Here is a 16,536-nt window from a genome sequence, read left to right on the forward strand (position 1 = left end):
CCAATGTGTGAGAGTCATCGTATTTCATGATACTTGGGCTAGCGCCCAATGGCGACGGGAATGATACCGGCCGGATTTCGAACTCAGATTAAAGCCGCTTACAGCTTGCTCAAAGCCATGTTTCTTCCAAATTGCACCGATTTTATGCCGCCGACGGTGCTGGACATGGCCCATCTTCTGGTCGTCGACCGCAAGGGCCCCGGCTGCAACCTCAACGAACACGTCTTCGCCCCCGGCACCGGCCCGCTGCTGCTGCCGCAGGATCTCTGATCGCTCAGCCGGACGGATCCTTCAGAAACGCCCGCGCCCGCGGATCTGCCGCGGCGGCGATGTTGATCCGAAGCCACGGCCCCTCCTCCAGCCCTGGCCGGAACACCGCGCCGGAGACCAGGCCGATGCCGCGGGCGGCCGCCGCGTCGACCAGCAGGCGGGCATCGGCTGCGTCTTCATGCGCCGCCCAGACGAACATGCCACCGCGGGGTTCGGTGAACAGCCGCCAGCCGGCCCGGCGCAGCGCCGGCAGCAGGGCGGCGCGCTGGCGGGTCAGGCGCCGGGTCAGCGCTTCTGCCGTGCGCCGCAGGCCGCCGGTCTCGATCAGCACCGCCATCACCTGTTCGGCGAAGCGCGACGAGGCGACCGAGGACAGCATCTTCACATCGACCAGCCCGCGCATCCGCGATGGCGCCGCCGCCACATAGCCGACCCTGAGTGCGGATGAGAGCGGTTTCGAGAAACTGCCCACCATCACCACCCGGTCGAGCCCGTCCAGCGCCGCCAGCCTTATGGCCGGCACGCCCTCTTCGAAGTCGGCATAGATGTCGTCTTCGACGATGGTCAGGTCGTGGCGCGCCGCAACCGTCAGCAGGCCATGGGCGATCTGGGGCGTGGTGGTCGATCCGGTCGGGTTGTGGAGCACGCCGTTGGTCACGAACAGCCGGGCACCGCTTGCGGCCGCCGCCGCGTCCAGCGCCTGAAGATCCGGCCCGTCCGCCCGGCGCGGCACCGCCACCATCCGCACGCCCTGCAGGCGCAGCAAGCCGAACAGATTGTGATAGCCCGGATCTTCCACCAGCACCGCATCGCCCGGCCTGGTCAAGGCACGGATCACCACATCCAGCGCCTGGCTGGCGCCGGTGGTCAGCATCACCCGGTCTTCCGCCACCGGCACCGACAGCCGGGCCAGGCGCTGCGCCACCAGCCGGCGCAGCCGCGGCTCGCCCAAAGGCGTGCCATAATCGATCAGCGCCCGCCCGCCCTCGCGCGTGACCCGGCGGATGGCGCGCGCCAGATCGGTGGTGTCGTGCCAGTCGTCGGGCAGTCGGCCGCCGCCCAGCCTGAGCAGCGCCGGCCGGTCGTCATAAAGCCGCCACACCCGGTCCGCCACCGCCGCCACCCCGCCCGGATCGGGGGCGGCCGGCGGCAGCGGTGCTGCAGGCGACGCCACCCGGAACCCCACCCCCGGCCGCGACAGGATGCGCCCCTCGGCCACCAGCCGGTCATAGGCCTCGACCACCGTGTTGCGGCTCACCCCCGTCTCTGCCGCCAGCCGGCGGATCGACGGCAGGGCCGCACCCGCAGCCGTCTCCGCCCCGCGCGCCTCGATCCAGGCGATCACGGCGGCGACCAGCTGATCGGCCAGCGGTTCGGGGCGGCTGCGGTCGAGGGGGGCAATCAAACTGCGGGCCTCCGATTGAACAGGGCGCGCCAACCGTACCGCCAGTCAAGGGGTACGGTCGAGCGGTCATGATGATCGCCGTTACCGGAAGCCGGGGCCGGAAATCTGTGCAACGACCGGTTCGACGAGGTCTGGGGCGGCCTCGTCCACAGGCATCCGCTGAACCGTACCTGTCGCTTCCAGGTACAGTCTGGTCGTCTCCGGGACGCCCTGTCCCTGGCGAGGGGCGGGATCCCGCGGCAGCCTGACCGGCGCGGCATGTCCGCCGCGCCTGGGAAGCTGCCGGATGACCACAGATCTCGACACCGCCGCACCACACCACGCCCGCACCGGCCGACCGGGGCGACTGGCCTTCGCCCTGCTCACCGTCACCACTGCCGGCAATCTGTTCACCCCGCTCAGCGCCCGGCTGGCGGAAGCCGATGGCCAGGGGACTGCCATGGCCGGGCTCGCCTTCGCGGCCTATGTCGGCGGCGCGCTGCCGGTGCTGCTGGCCGGCAGCGGCCTGCCCGATCGTCTGGGAGCGCTCAACACCGCGAGGCTCGCCCTCGGCCTTGCGCTCACCGCCAGTCTGGTCATGATCCTCTGGCCGGGCATTCTCATGCTCGGCCTGTCGCGCGCCCTGCTCGGCATCGCCGTCGCCGGCACCTCGACCCTCGCGCCCGCTCTGATGGCCGCGCAATGCCCGCCCGGCACCGATCCGCGGCGGATCGCGGCGCGGGTTTCGGTCGCGACCACCTTCGGCTTCGGTTTCGGTGCGGCGCTCACCGCGCTCTGCCTGCTGCTCGATCCGCAGTCCTGGATGCAACCCGTCAGCGGCCCGATCTGGATCGGCATGGCACTTCTGGCCCTCACCGGCCTGCACGGCCTGCCCGATGCACTGCGCCTCACCTCCGGGGGCACCGGCCTGCGCTGGCCCGCTTTCCCGCCCGGCACCCTGGTCTTCGGCGGCGCGATCTGCATCGCCTGGGCCGTGGTCGGGCTGGTGATCGCGGTGCTGCCCGCCAGCCTCGCCCGGGCCGGGCTCGGCGCCCATGCCGGTTTCGCCACCTTCCTGGTGATCGTGCCCGGCATCCTGACGGTGCCGGTGGCCCGGCGCATGGCCCCGGAACGGGCAATCCGCCGTGGCCTGCTGGCGCTGGTGGCCAGCTATCCGCTCATCGCCTGGGGCGCCCTGTCGGGCAGCATCGCGGCGGTCTTCGTCGGCACGGCGCTGGCGGCCACCGCCTGCTACGGGCTGATCCATGCGGGCGGCCTCGCCGGCGTGCTGATGCGGGCCGGCGAGGCCGCCACCCGGGCGACCGCCGGCTTCTTCCTGCTCGCCTATACAGGCTTCAGTCTGCCGGTGATCCTGACCGGTGCCGCCGCCGACCAATGGGGACAGACGACGGCCCTGACGGGTTTCGGTGCCGTGCTCTGCCTTGCAGCGTTGATCCTGTGGCGTCATTCCACTATCTCTACCGGCCACAAAGACTTTCCGACGCGGCCTGCGGAGACCCCCGACCAAAATGCTGACCAACAAGGGCAAATACGGGCTCAAGGCCCTGGTACACCTGGCAGGCAAAGAGCCGGGTGAATTGTCCCTGGTCTCCGACATCGCCGCCGAGAACGAGATCCCCAAGAAATTCCTCGACGCGATCCTGGGCGAGCTGCGCAATGCCGGCTTCGTGCACAGCAAGAAGGGCAAGGGCGGCGGCTATACCCTCGCCCGCCCGGCATCCGACATCCGGATCGGTCATGTGATCCGGGTGCTCGACGGCCCGCTCGCCCCGATCGCCTGCGCCAGCCGCCGTTCCTATCGCCGCTGCGAGGACTGCACCAACGAGGAACAGTGCGCCGTACGGCTGATGATGATGGATGTCCGCAATGCCATCGCCGGCATCCTCGACAACCGCACGCTCGCCGAAATGCGCAATCTGTCGGATGCCGACCGCCAGACCCTGATGTACCACATCTGATGGCAAGCGCAGCCGCCGCCGTCCCCGAGATCACCGTCACCGAAGGGCCGCTGCCGCCTTTGCCTGACGCGCCGCCGCTGGATGCCGGCCCGCTGATCCGGATCGAGGCCGACCGCAGCATCCGCCTCACCGGTCCCATCGGCGGTGCCTGCCATCTGGATGCCGCCGCCACCCGCGCGGTGCTCGACACCACCGGTGCCGCCGATCCCGCGGCCGCCCGGCTGCTGCTTGCGGAAGACATGCTCCCCGGCCTTGCCTGCCATATCCACGGCCTGCTGCCGGTTTCGGGCACGGCGGTGGTGATCGGCGGGCGGGCCGTGCTGCTCGCCGGTGCTTCCGGCAGCGGCAAATCCCTGCTTGCGGCCGAACTCCTCGCCCGTGGTCATCATCTGCTGGCCGACGGCATCGTCGTGCTCTCGGGCCTGCCAGGGCCGGCCCTCATCCTGCCGGGCCCGGCCGGGCTCACCCTGCATGCCGATGCCGGCGCCCGCTATGCCGGCCGCATCAATGCCCCACCGCCGCGGATCCGGCGGGCGGGCGTGCCGCGATTGCGTCATCTGCCGACGGCGCAGCACACGACCTCCCTGCCGGTTCTGGCGATCTTCCACCTCTGGCAGACCATCGGCGGCCGCGATCTGGAGGTGTTGCCGGCCCGTGGCCTCAAAGGCTTCCAGACCATGGAGGGCAACGTCCGCCAGCTTCACGAAGGCCGTATCCTGCGCGGGGCTCGTCCGATCTTCGCCGAGGTCGCGGCCCTGCTCGGCCGTGCGCCGCTCACTCTTCTGCGTCATCGCCGCGACTGGCAGGCCCCGGCCCGGCTCGCCGATCATATCGAGGCCATGCCATGACCGCGCACCACATCACGCCGGGCGACGGCTTCGTCTGGGTGACGGCCTATCCCAAATCCGGCAGCACCTGGCTCCGGCTGTCGCTGTGGAGCCTGAAGCATGGCGGCGCGGCGCCGGATTTCGACGTGCTCGATCAGGGCTGGCTCACCATGGCCAGCAACCGGGCGCTTTTCGATCGCAGCCTCGGCCTCGACAGTGCCTGGTTCACCGATGACGAGGCCTCCAGCCTCCGCCCGGCCGCCTTCGCACGGCGGCTGACGGCGGAACCCGGCCTGCATCTCCATCGCACGCATGAGGCGTTCACCGCCACACCCGAGGGTCGACCGGTCTTCCCCGCCGCACTGACCCGCGGTGCCGTTTATCTGATCCGCGATCCGCGCGATCTTGCCGTTTCCAATGCCCATCACTGGGGCCTGTCGATCGATGCCGCGATCGATCTCCTGACGCAGCCCGACGCCGCCCTCGACACCGGCGGCGACGGTCTTTACGGCCAGCTCCGCCAGCCGCTCGGCAGCTGGTCGGCCCATGTCGACAGCTGGACCGCCGCCGCTTTGGGGTTTCCACGGCTGATCATCCGCTACGAGGACATGGTCGCCGATCCGCACCAGGCCTTCGCGCGCATCGCCGGTTTCCTCGGCTGGCCCGATGATCCGGCAACCGTCGCCGGTGCGGTCGCCGGCACCACATTCAGCCGCCTGCAACACCGCGAAGCCGAAACCGGCTTCACCAACGCCGCCGCCCCCGGCCGACGCTTCTTCCGCCAGGGCCGCGCCGCCGGCTGGCCGAGCGCGCTCACCCCCGCCCAGGCGGCCCGGATCGAAGCCGCCCATGGCACGGTGATGGCCCGGTTCGGCTATCGCTGACTGATCCACACTCCTTTTACGATGAAGACCGGCTGTCGATCAGGCATCGCGGAGACCTCCCGGCTTGAATACAATCATTTTGAAGCTCCAAGCTGAGAGAATATGTTCTCTGCTCAAAATGAAAGCTGAAGTAACATGATGAAGAAGATCTGCAACCAGAAGATCTCCACCTCGCCTAAAGCCTGGCACAAGCCCCAGCTGAGCCAGATCCGGACGTCAACGACGGCGTTTGCTCTCCGCTCCAGCGCCGACGGCAAAACCGCCGTCTCCTGATCCGGCTCTCGCCGCGCCGGCAACCGCACCCGCCGGATCACCCCGCCGGCGCCTTGGGCACCGGCGGGGTGATCCGGGCCACACAGCCCGGGGCGCCGCGCTGCCCCCGGCCCGCTTCGCCCGACTCGCGGCCGCCCATGGCGCGACAATCGCCCTGTCCGGCGGCTATCGACCGATCCGCACCCCATTCAGAAATGACGATCGACCGTCGACTTGGCAGATAGACATCTCGCGTGCGAATACTGTAATCATATTGCTGGCTTTAAGCCGAAAGTGTGATCCCTCTATCCAGCAATGAAAGCTGCCACCACATGGCTAAAAAGGTCGACAACCGGAAGGCCCTCCCCTCACGCCAAGCCTGGCGTAAGCCCAAGCTGAGCCTGAGCCCCGCATCAGAAACGGCGTTGGCCACCGGACCATATTATGACAACGTCTCCGGCACATCCTGATCCCTTTCAGTTTCCCCCCATCAACCGTCCAGCGTCATAGCCGCCGGCGCCCCGGATACCGGCGTGGTGATCCGGGTCAAACAGCCCGGCTCGCCGAATTGCTGATGTCGGAAACCGCTATCGGTGGCATGACCAAGCTCGACAGCGACGACAACGTCTCCTGACCACGCTCACACCACCCCGTCGACCGCCCCGGCCAGCGCCTCGGGCACCGGCCCGCCAGTCAGCCAGTCGGCCAGTTCGACGGTATGAATGAAGCGGGCTTCGGGCATATGCGCGGCGATCTGGGTCAGGCAGCCCAGATTGCCCGCCGCCACCACCGCCGCCCCGGTGCGGCGCAGGTTCTGTGCCTTGCGGGCCCCCCAGCCGCCCGGCCAGTTCCGGCTGGAGCATGTTATAGGTGCCGGCAGAGCCGCAGCAGATATGGGGTTCGGCCGGCTCCAGCGGCGTGACGCCCAGCCGTTTCAGCACCTCTTTCGGCAGGTCGCGGATCTTCTGGCCGTGCTGCAATGAACAGGCAGCGTGATAGGCGACCGGCAGCCCGGCCGGCAGGCTGCGCACCGGCGTCAGATCCAGCCCCGCCAGCACCTCGGTCACGTCGCGGGCCAGCCCCGCCACCAGCCGGGCCCGATCGGCATAATAGGCGTCGCCCGCCAGAAGATGGCCGTAATCCTTGATCGGCGTGCCGCAGCCGGATGTCGTGACCACGATGGCGTCCAGCCCGCCCGGCTGGTCCGCCAGCGCCGCCCAGGCGGCGACATTGCGCCGGGCCTGGTCCCGCGCCTGCTCCATCAGCCCCATATGCTGCACCAGCGCACCGCAGCACCCGGCCTCGCGCGCCACCACCACATCGAAGCCATGGCGGGTCAGCACCCGGATGGTCGCGGCATTGATCCCCGGCGCCAGCACCTGCTGGGCGCAGCCGGCCAGCAGCGCCACCCGCCCCCGGCGGGTACCTTCGGCCGGCCAGAGCTGCGGCCGGTCGGTGGCAGCCGGTGCCGGCACCTCGTCGGGCATCAGCGCCATCATGGCCTTGAGTTCGGGCCTGAGGCCGCCCAGCCAGCGGTCGAGACCCAGCCGTTTCGCGATCCGCCCGCCGATCAGCGCCGCCCGGAACCGGCCCGGATAGGGCAGCAGCCGGGCCAGCAGGCCGCGCAGCAGCCGTTCGGGCAGTGGCCGGGTATAGGTCTCCGCCACCCGCGCCCGCGCCATGTCGGACAGGTGCATGTAATCCACGCCCGACGGGCAGGTGGTCATGCAGGCGAAGCAGCCCAGGCAGCGGTCGATATGGCGCACGACATCCGCCGTCGCCGGCTCGTCGCGCTCCAGCATACCCTTCATCATGTAGATCCGGCCGCGCGGGCTGTCGCGCTCGTCGCCCAGTTCCAGAAAGGTCGGGCAGGTGGCGGTGCAGAAGCCGCAATGCACGCAGCGCCGCAGGATCTGCTCGGCCTCGGCGATCGCGGGGTCGGCCAGGCGGTCGGGGGCGAAACTGGTCTTCATGGGCGGGTCTCCTCGCCGCGCATGCGGCCGGGATTCAGCAGACGAAGCGGATCGAAACCCTGGCGCACCCGTTCCGACAGGGCCGCGAGCCCGGGCGCTTCGGGCTCGAACACCGGCACCCGCCGGCGCAGGGGCTCGGGGCCGCGCATCAGCGTGGCATGGCCGCCGCCATTGCGGGCGACCAGGGCCCGCAGCGCGGTCGCTCCCCCGTCGTCACCGGCCTCTGCCGGCACCGCCAGCCAGACCAGCCCGCCGCCCCAGTCGATGAAGCCGCGCGCGCCGACACCCGCCACCGCATCATAGAGCAGCGCCGCGCCTGCGGCCGGCGGCACCGACAGCCGCCAGACCACCTCCCGGGACTCCGGCGCCAGGATCGGCACAACCTCGGCAATCCAATTCCACAACTTTTGGCTGTGGGCCAGATCCAGCACCGCCGCGCAGCCGCCAAGCCCGCTCTCTTCCGCCCGGCCGACCCGGTCGGCCAGCGCGCCGTCGGGACCTTCGAAGCGCACCAGCAGCGCACCGTCCCGCGCATCCGGCAGATCGGCGGCCCGCGCCAGCGTCGACGGCAGCCAGGCCAGCGCCGTCGGCTCCAGCGGCCCGGCCTGCAGCCGGGCCATGGCGGCCACCGCCGGGGCCGCCGCCATCGGCAGCACCAGGGTGACGGCATCTTCGGGCGCGGGCAGCACCTTCAATGTCATCTCGGTCATGATTGCCAGCGTGCCGAAGCTGCCGGCGATCAGCTTGGGCAGGTCATAGCCGGTGACGTTCTTGACGACCTTCGCCCCGGCCTTGAAGCGTTCGCCGCGACCGCTCACCGCTTCCAGCCCCAGAAGATGGTCGCGGGCGCTGCCGGCGCGGATCCGCCGCGGGCCGGCCAGCCCCGCCGCAACCGTGCCGCCCAGCGTCGGCACGGCACCGGATGTGCCGCAAAGCGCGGCAAGGCCCGGCGGCTCGAAGGCCAGCATCTGGCCGCGCCCGGCCAGCAGGGCCGCCACCTCGGCCAGCGGCGTTGCCGGCCGCGCGGTCAGCATCAGCTCTTCCGGCTGATAGTCCACGATGCCGGTCAGCGCCCCCAGATCCAGCCGCGCCGCCGCCTCGACCGGCCGGCCCAGCCCGGCCTTGCTGCCGCCGGCCACCACGGCCAGACTGCCTCCGGCCGCGGCCGATGCGGCCACGATCTCCACCAGCTCAGCCGCATCGGCGGGCCTGAAGCTCTCTGTGGTCATCGGCTCAGAACCTCGGCAGATGGGCGTGGGGCAGCTGCCCGTGATGGACATGCATCCGGCCCAGCTCCGCGCACCGATGCAGGGTCGGGAACACCTTGCCCGGGTTCAGCAGCCCGTCGGGGTCGAAGGCGCATTTCAGCCGCTGCTGATGGGCCAGGTCGGTTTCGGTGAACATCTCGCTCATCAGATCGCGCTTTTCGATACCGACGCCGTGTTCGCCGGTCAGCACGCCGCCCAGCCGCACGCAGGCCTTCAGGATTTCGGCGCCGAAGGCCTCGGCCCGCTCCAGCTCGCCGGGCGCATTGGCATCGTACAGGATCAGCGGATGCAGATTGCCGTCGCCGGCATGGAAGACATTGGCGCAGCGCAGCCCGTATTCGCGCGTCAGCCCGGAAATGATCCCCAGCATCTCGGGCAGCCGGCCGCGCGGGATGGTGCCGTCCATGCAGTAATAGTCGGGCGAGATCCGCCCCACGGCAGGGAAGGCCGCCTTGCGTCCGGCCCAGAAGCGCTGGCGTTCGGCCTCGTCGCGGCTTTCGCGCAGACTGGTGGCGCCGGCCGCGCGCGCAATGGCGGCGACGCGGGCGATCAGCGCCTCCACCTCGGGCCCCGGCCCGTCCAGTTCGGCGATCAGCAGCGCCTCCACATCCAGCGGATAGCCGGCATCGCAAAAGGCCTCCGCCGCATGGATCGCGTCGCGGTCCATCATCTCGAGGCCCGCGGGCACGATCCCGGCCCCGATGATTTCGGCGACGCAGGCGCCGGCATCGGCCACCTGCGGAAAGCCCATCAGCAGGGCGCGCACGGTTTCGGGCCGCGGCAGCAGCCGCACCGTCACCTCGGTCACCACCCCCAGCAGGCCTTCCGATCCGGTCAGCACGCCCATCAGATCATAGCCGCCGGCATCCATATGCCGGCCGCCCAGCCGGACCACCGTGCCGTCGATCAGCACGATCTCCAGCCCCAGGATGTTGTTGGTGGTGACGCCATATTTCAGGCAATGCACCCCGCCGGCATTCTCGGCGACATTGCCGCCGATCGAACAGGCGATCTGGCTCGACGGATCGGGCGCGTAATACAGCCCATGTGCCGCGACCGCGGTGGTGATCGCCAGGTTCGGCACTCCCGGCTGCACAACCGCACAGCGATTGGCGACGTCCACATCCAGAATACGGTTGAACCGCCCCAGGCCGAGCAGCACCCCGTCGGCCAGCGGCAGCGCACCGCCCGACAAAGAGGTCCCGGCCCCGCGCGGCACCACCCTTATGCCGCGCCGGGCGCAGATCTTCAGCACCCCTGCCACCTCGTCGGTCGTGGCCGGCAGCACCGCGACCATCGGCTTCTGGGCATAGGCGGTCAGCCCGTCATTCTCGTAGACCTCCAGCCCGGTCTGGTCGGCGATCACGGCATCGCGTCCCAGCAGGGCGCGGAATTCGGCGATCAGCTCGTCTCTCTGGGCAAGGGCTGCGGCTTCGGGGGCGGGCATGCGCATCGGGTCGTCTCCTCGGGTCGCGCGGCGCGAGGTTGAACGCAGAGCAGACATCATATACCGCCCGACCGATCCGGAAACGCGAAACGCTTCAGACGCAAAACGGCCGCCGTCCCGAAGGACGGCGGCCGTTTCGAAAGCGTCCCCCGGGCACGATCTCCCGGGATCATCGCAAGTCCGGCGCCGAAGGCTGCCGGCCGATCCGATGGATCAGCCCTGGCGGCACTTCATGCGCGGGTTGGACTTGTTGATGATGTAAACGCGGCCCTTGCGGCGCACGACGCGGCAGTTCTTGTCGCGCTTCTTGGCGCTCTTCAGGGAGTTGATCACCTTCATCGGTCTGGTCCTCGCGGGTTCACGCGCCCTCGGGCACTGCCCCGGGCTCCTCCTCAGGCGAAAAGTGCGCGGAGGATATCGATGCCCCCTGCGGCTGTCAACGCGGAAGCGCGGGGTTTTGATCATGTCCCGCGGCCGCATGCGGCCGCATCGTCGCCCCTGCCCCTGGCGGGCCGTTTCGGCCAGGATCGAGGCCATGTTCATCCAAAGCGTGGGAGCCCTGCCGATTGACCGGGTCCGAGGTGGAACGCAGCGTCAGCCTCTGTTTGCGGGCCGCCCGGCTTGCCAGTGAAAACAGATGGCCGCAGCTGCGAACGGTTGCCCATCGCCACCGTGTGCTCCGCAAGGCGCGGCGACTGATCGTCGTCGGGCGCACCGTTGGCATTCTTCTGGACGACGAATGCCGGTCGAAGGGCTCGCGCGCCTCCGGGGCGGGAAAGTATCGCGCGGCAAAGTACCGGGCGGGCGCCCGCGAAAGAGCTTCCGAGGACATCGCGGCCGGCCGCGGGGAGGCCAGAGAGGATTGGCCGCCCTGGTATCCGCCGGAAAATCTGCTCTGTCATCCCGACCATCCGGACGAGGTCGTGCCACTCTCACGCCTGTCGCCCATGGACTGGTACAGACACCCGGCAGAGCTGGTCATGCTTCACCGCTACTTCCTGTTCAACGGCTGGATCTATTCGGGCTGGCGCTATGTGATCTGCAGCCCGCTCGATCATCCGGGCAAGATCGCGATCGGCTATGACACGATGGCGCCGGTGAAGGACACGCGGAGCGAGGCCGGATGGTGGGCCCGGTGCCCGCTTGCAGCACCTGCATCCGAGGCCGTTCCCGATCAGATCCGCCCATCCGAACAGGAAGAGATACGTACCAGACCGGACGCTCAGCGCATCTCCGCAGGTCCTGTCGACCGGACATGGCTCTAGCGGCCGACCCGCCGGGCGTAAACGCGATACACCTTCAGATGGCCGCGTTCGATCAGCGTCGCGCGCGCCGCCCACATCTCGATCTCTTTCAGCAGCGCCCGGCGGAAGCCGCGGGTCATGTTGCCGCCCTCCAGCCGTTTGGCGAAGTCCGCCCAGCCGCGGCGGATCATCCGGTGAACCAGTTCGCTGATGTCGTCGCGGATGCGCACATCCAGGCGCAGCGCCTCCATGGTCGCCAGCGCATCGTCCAGGCTCCAGGGATCCGGCATCACCGGCTCCACCGCCGCCCAGGTCCGGAGATCCGGGATCACATAGCCGCTGCTCGGCAGCATGTAATCGGTGAACAGCATCTGCCCGGTCTGCGGCTTCAGCGCACCGGCCAGGTTGCGGATCAGCTGTGGCTTGTCGGGCATGGTGAACAGCGCTTCCCGGCTGATCACCGCGTCATAGATGTTCTGCTTAAGCTTGCTTTCCCCGGCATCGAAGCGCTGCACCGGCGCCTTGCGGCCAAGTCCGGCCTTGGTCGAATACTCGTTGCCGCGTTCGGCCAGCAGCGGGTCGGGCTCGAAGGCGGTCACCCAGGCATCGGTTTGCCTGGTGATCGCACGCGCCACCCCGCCCAGCCCCGCGCCGATATCCAGCACCTGCATGGAATTGTCCAGGCTCAGCGGCCGGATCAGCTCGTCGACCAGCTCCGGGCCGCCGGGCTGGATGAAGCCTTCCCCCCACAGATGTTCGGCGACCGTGATCCGGTCCACCGTCCACAGCGGCCCCTTGCCCTTCTTGCCGATCACCTGATCGTCCGACGGCGGATCGGGGTCCACCCGGTTGATCAGATCCAGGATCGGCAAGGCCGGCGTCGGTGCCGGCAGGGCGAGCACCGGCTGATTGCGCCCGCGCCACCACGCCAGGAACCGCTGCCGCAATCCCGGCCGCGTGGGCTTCCGCCGCGCTGATTGTCGCGCCATGCGTCGCGTGATCTCCGTGCCTGTCGTTCGCCCCGTCCCGGCCGCACCCGCGCGGCCCCGACAGCATAGACGGCGAAGGGCGGTCCGCTCAATCGCGGACCGCCCCGGAATGCATCAGATGCAAGGTAACGGACCATCCCCCCGTCACAACACCCCGCGCCCGCCCCCTTCGTGCGGGCGCAAGCCGCCATTGAGGCGGCGGCCAAGGGCATGGAATGCCCGCCCGGCGAGGGCCAAATAGACTCCCGCCATTGAAGCGGCGGCCAAGGCCACGGAGTGCCCGCCCGGCGAGGGCCAAATAGACTCCCGCCATTGAGGCGGCGGCCAAGGCCACGGAGTGCCCGCCCGGCGAGGGACTAAAGGACTCCAAGGGCACGGCGGCACCCACCCGGCGAGGGGCTAACAAACCCTCACCCCAGGCTCTTCGCCAGCTCTTCCTTCTTCACCTTGCCGGTCGCCGTCATCGGCAGGGCGTCGACGATGCGGATCTCGGGCACCTTGTAGACCGCCATGGCCTTGCGGCACCAGGCGTCGAGCACATCAGCGGTGATGCCCTCTGCGCGGTCGGGATCGAGCCGGATGAAGGCGACCGGCACCTCGCCCTTGTCGGCATCGGGGCGGCCGATCACGGCGCTGCCGGCGATGGCCGGGTGCTGGCCCAGCAGCGTCTCGATTTCCGACGGGAAGACGCTCATGCCCTTGACCTTCAGCATCTCCTTGCGCCGGCCCAGATAGCGGAACGATCCGTCCTCTTCGATCACGCCGATATCGCCGGTGCGCAGCCAGCCGTCGACCAGCGCCTGTTCGGTGGCCTCGGGCTTGTTGAGATAGCCCTTGAGCAGAGACGGCGTGCGGATCAGCACCTCGCCCTCGGCGCCGAGCGGCTTCAGCTCTCCGGTCGCGAAATCGCAGATCTTGACCTCGGTGCCGGGGACCGGGAAGCCCACGAAGACCGGGGCGGATTTCAGGTCGTAATCATCCGTCTGCATGCCGGTGGTGAAGGTGTCCGAGGTGTGGGTCTCGGTCATGCCGTACGAGGTTTCGCGGAGCGTGAGGCCGGTCAATTCGTGCCAGCGGCGGCGGAATTCGGGGTTCAGCTTCTTCACGAACGAGATCGTGGTCATGGACCGCAGCGACGAGAGATCGCGGGCGGTGATGTCGGGCCGGTCCATCAGTTCGACGATGTTGTCCATGATCATCGAACCGCGGCTGACCCTGTAGCGCTCGATCGCGGCCAGCACCGCATCGCCGTCCCAGCGCGCCAGCAGCACCATGGTCGAGCCGCTGAACACCGGCAGCAGCACGCCCAGATTCTCGCCCGCGATCCAGAACACCGGCAGGAAGTTCAGCAGCACGTCGGTCTCGTCGCCCGGCGACACGAAGCTCGCCGAGGCGGCCGAGGTATAGACCATGTCGCGCTGGGTGTGGATGCAGCCCTTGGGCATGCCGGTGGTGCCGCCGGTGTAGTTGATCGCGGCCCAGGCATCCAGATCGGCTTTGTGGTCGGGGCGCGGACCGGTCTCCGCCGCCAGCACCTCCATGAAGCGGCCATCGGCGCCGGCGCAGTCGCGCGGAGCCGCGAACAGCCCGGCCGGCACCGGCAGGGTCGGCTCGCCCTCGGGCGCCATGTCGGCGAAGGCGGTGGTGTAGACCGTCTTCAGCGCTGTTTTGGCCCGCACCGCCTCGACCAGCGGATAAAGCTGGTCCAGCACCACGATCACCTTGGCTTCGGTGTCGTTCAGCTCGTAGGCGAGTTCCAGTTCCTTGAACATCGGGTTGACCGGCACATGGATGCAGCCGGCCTTGAGGATGCCGTAAAAGGCGATCAGGAATTGCGGGCAGTTGGGCAGGAACACGGCGACCCGGTCGCCCGGCACCAGGCCGAGCGCGGCCAGATGGGCGGCGAAGCGGTCCGACAGCCGGTCCAGATCGCTGAAGCTGATCTCGCGGCCATAGAAGATGATCGCGGTCTTGTCGGGGTTGGCGGCCGCGCGGCGGCTCAGATAGTCGGTGATCGCGATCTCGCCCAGCGGGTAATGCGCCTGGCGCGGCAGCTCCGCCGGCCAGCGATCCTCGCGGAGCTTCGCCACATGGGCGAGATAGGCGGCTTCGTCAGCGAAGCCCGACGATGTGGCGGGCGCAGCGGCGGCGGTGGTCATGGTCCGGGCGTCTCCTCTCTCGCGCGCGGGCCGCCCGCCGTCTCCCGCTGGGGCCTGCATGCCCCGGTCTTCGGCAGCGGATCCCTGCCCCGCGCATGATCCCAAGTGAAGCACCGGCCCCGGGCTAATTCAAACGTTTATTTGATCGCCTCCGATGCATCGCTCATACTTTGCGGACAACAAGAACGAGGAAACGTTCCATATGAGCTGGGAAGCCGATATCGAGGAACTGCGCCGTCGTCAGGCGATGACCGCGCGGATGGGTGGTGAAGAGAAGGTCGCGCGCCAGCATGCCAATGGCAAGCTGACGGTGCGGGAGCGCATCGACGCCCTGCTGGACCAGGGCAGTTTCCGCGAGATCGGCTCGGTCGCCGGCCGCGGCAGCTATGATGCCGAGGGCCAGCTGGTCGATCTGTCGCCGGCCAATTTCGTCTTCGGCCGCGGCCGGATCGACGGCCGGCCGGTGGTGGTGGGCGGCGACGATTTCACCGTCCGCGGCGGCGCCGCCGACGCCTCGATCCACGAAAAGCAGGTGCAGTGCGAAAAGCTCGCCGGGGAATACCGCCAGCCGCTGATCCGCCTGGTCGACGGCACCGGCGGCGGCGGGTCGGTGAAATCCTACGAGACCATCGGCCATACCTATGTGCCCGCCAATCCCGGCTGGGAGGTGGTGGTGCAGAACCTTGAGACCATCCCGGTCGTGGCGCTGGCGCTGGGCTCGGTGGCGGGGCTGGGCGCCGCCAAGACGGTGGCGAGCCATTATTCGCTGATGGTGAAGGATATCTCGCAGATGTTCATCGCCGGCCCCGCGGTGGTGGCGCGCGCCGGCGAAAGCCTGACCAAGGAAGAGCTGGGCGGGGCGATGATCCACGCCAAAGCCGGCGCGGTCGACGATGTGGTCGACAGCGAGGCCGAGGCGTTCGAGCGCGCCCGCCGCTTCCTCTCTTACCTGCCGTCCTCGGTGGACGAACTGCCGCCCCGGATCGCGCCGACCGATGATCCCGAGCGCCGCGACGACTGGCTGATCAAGGCGGTACCGAAGGAGCGCCGCCGGGTCTACGACATGCGCCGGGTCGTGAAATCGGTGGTCGACCAGGGCAGTTTCTTCGAGATGGGCAAGTGGTTCGGCCGCTCGGCCATCACCGGCCTCGCCCGGATCGACGGCTGGCCGGTGGCGGTGCTGGCCAGCGACCCGCATTTCTACGGCGGCGGCTGGACGGCCGACACGGCGCAGAAGGTGGTGCGCTTCGTGGACCTTGCCGACACCTTCCATCTGCCGGTGGTGCATCTGGTCGACATCCCGGGCTTCCTGATCGGGCTGGATGCCGAGAAGACCGCCACCATCCGCCACGGCGCCCGGGCGCTGTCGGCGGTGTATCAGGCGCGGGTGCCCTGGTGCACGGTGGTCATCCGCCGCGCCTTCGGCGTGGCCGGCGCGGCGATGATGAACCATACTCGCGCGCGCTATCGCTTTGCCTGGCCCTCGGGCGACTGGGGCTCTCTGCCCATGGAAGGCGGCATCGAGGTGGCCTATCGCGCCGAACTGGACAAGGCGCCTGACCGCGAGGCGGCCATGGCCGAAATCACCGAACGCCTGGAAAAGGTCCGCTCCCCCTTCCGCAGCGCCGAGGCTTTTTCGATCGAGGAGATCATCGACCCCCGCGACACCCGCCCGCTGCTCTGCGAATTCGCAAACCTCGCGGCGCCGCTGCGCAGGCCGGGCTTCAGGGCGGCCGGCTTCCGGCCCTGAGCCCACGGGCCGATCCGCCACGGAAGCCCCGCCGGGCGGTGGGGCTTCCGTCCATCGGAGTGTTCCGGAATATTTGCGCAATTCGCGCCGGGATGCTGTTGTCCGGTGGA

13 protein-coding genes and 1 pseudogene are annotated in these 16,536 nt (G+C 69.1%); 7 read left to right on the top strand and 7 right to left on the bottom strand.

Going from position 1 to position 16,536, the window contains the following annotated elements; all coding sequences use genetic code 11:
* Positions 1 to 274 precede the first annotated feature (274 nt).
* Entirely contained in the window at positions 275 to 1,675 is a 1,401-nt protein-coding gene (locus TMO_RS26130; RefSeq protein ID WP_014748072.1) for a PLP-dependent aminotransferase family protein, read from the bottom strand.
* Positions 1,676 to 1,961: 286 nt separating this feature from the next.
* Here TMO_RS26130 and TMO_RS30945 point away from each other — a divergent pair, with 286 nt between their 5' ends.
* The 5 genes from TMO_RS30945 to TMO_RS31915 all read left to right on the top strand — a co-directional run bounded on the left by TMO_RS30945 (position 1,962) and on the right by TMO_RS31915 (position 5,617).
* Complete coding sequence (locus tag TMO_RS30945; protein ID WP_014748073.1) at positions 1,962 to 3,251, top strand: MFS transporter; 1,290 nt, start codon at positions 1,962 to 1,964, stop codon at positions 3,249 to 3,251.
* The gene (locus TMO_RS26140) at positions 3,184 to 3,633 is read left to right on the top strand and encodes an RrF2 family transcriptional regulator (protein ID WP_041607881.1); all 450 of its coding nucleotides are present in this window, start codon (positions 3,184 to 3,186) and stop codon (positions 3,631 to 3,633) included. Before TMO_RS30945 ends, TMO_RS26140 begins: the two co-directional genes overlap by 68 nt.
* The gene (locus TMO_RS26145; protein ID WP_014748075.1) at positions 3,633 to 4,481 is read left to right on the top strand and encodes an HPr kinase; all 849 of its coding nucleotides are present in this window, start codon (positions 3,633 to 3,635) and stop codon (positions 4,479 to 4,481) included. The genes TMO_RS26140 and TMO_RS26145 overlap by 1 nt, the downstream gene beginning before the upstream one ends.
* The gene (locus TMO_RS26150; protein WP_014748076.1) at positions 4,478 to 5,344 is read left to right on the top strand and encodes a sulfotransferase domain-containing protein; all 867 of its coding nucleotides are present in this window, start codon (positions 4,478 to 4,480) and stop codon (positions 5,342 to 5,344) included. The genes TMO_RS26145 and TMO_RS26150 overlap by 4 nt, the downstream gene beginning before the upstream one ends.
* A gap of 135 nt (positions 5,345 to 5,479) precedes the next feature.
* Positions 5,480 to 5,617, top strand: a complete 138-nt coding sequence (locus TMO_RS31915) for a hypothetical protein (RefSeq protein ID WP_187297894.1) — start codon at positions 5,480 to 5,482, stop codon at positions 5,615 to 5,617.
* 619 nt (positions 5,618 to 6,236) lie between these two features.
* Here TMO_RS31915 and glcF read toward each other — a convergent pair.
* The 4 genes and pseudogenes from glcF to ykgO all read right to left on the bottom strand — a co-directional run bounded on the left by glcF (position 6,237) and on the right by ykgO (position 10,623).
* Positions 6,237 to 7,569, bottom strand: a pseudogene (gene glcF / locus TMO_RS26160) (glycolate oxidase subunit GlcF).
* Entirely contained in the window at positions 7,566 to 8,798 is a 1,233-nt protein-coding gene (gene glcE, locus TMO_RS26165; RefSeq protein ID WP_014748078.1) for a glycolate oxidase subunit GlcE, read from the bottom strand. The pseudogene glcF and the gene glcE overlap by 4 nt, the downstream one beginning before the upstream one ends.
* Before the next feature lie 4 nt (positions 8,799 to 8,802).
* On the bottom strand, positions 8,803 to 10,290 hold the full coding sequence (locus TMO_RS26170; RefSeq protein WP_014748079.1) for an FAD-linked oxidase C-terminal domain-containing protein: 1,488 nt from the start codon (positions 10,288 to 10,290) through the stop codon (positions 8,803 to 8,805).
* 207 nt (positions 10,291 to 10,497) lie between these two features.
* Complete coding sequence (gene ykgO, locus TMO_RS26175; RefSeq protein WP_014748080.1) at positions 10,498 to 10,623, bottom strand: type B 50S ribosomal protein L36; 126 nt, start codon at positions 10,621 to 10,623, stop codon at positions 10,498 to 10,500.
* 242 nt (positions 10,624 to 10,865) lie between these two features.
* Between ykgO and TMO_RS26180 the strand changes: the two genes are divergently transcribed.
* Complete coding sequence (locus TMO_RS26180; RefSeq protein ID WP_145978450.1) at positions 10,866 to 11,549, top strand: hypothetical protein; 684 nt, start codon at positions 10,866 to 10,868, stop codon at positions 11,547 to 11,549.
* Here TMO_RS26180 and TMO_RS26185 read toward each other — a convergent pair.
* Complete coding sequence (locus TMO_RS26185) at positions 11,546 to 12,517, bottom strand: class I SAM-dependent methyltransferase (protein WP_014748082.1); 972 nt, start codon at positions 12,515 to 12,517, stop codon at positions 11,546 to 11,548. The genes TMO_RS26180 and TMO_RS26185 overlap by 4 nt on opposite strands.
* Before the next feature lie 410 nt (positions 12,518 to 12,927).
* Positions 12,928 to 14,676, bottom strand: a complete 1,749-nt coding sequence (locus TMO_RS26190; protein WP_014748083.1) for an AMP-binding protein — start codon at positions 14,674 to 14,676, stop codon at positions 12,928 to 12,930.
* Between the two features lie 202 nt (positions 14,677 to 14,878).
* Here TMO_RS26190 and TMO_RS26195 point away from each other — a divergent pair, with 202 nt between their 5' ends.
* Positions 14,879 to 16,426, top strand: a complete 1,548-nt coding sequence (locus tag TMO_RS26195; protein WP_041607619.1) for an acyl-CoA carboxylase subunit beta — start codon at positions 14,879 to 14,881, stop codon at positions 16,424 to 16,426.
* The last annotated feature ends 110 nt before the right edge of the window (positions 16,427 to 16,536 follow it).

The organism is Tistrella mobilis KA081020-065 (assembly GCF_000264455.2).
GTDB classification, from domain to species: domain Bacteria; phylum Pseudomonadota; class Alphaproteobacteria; order Tistrellales; family Tistrellaceae; genus Tistrella; species Tistrella mobilis.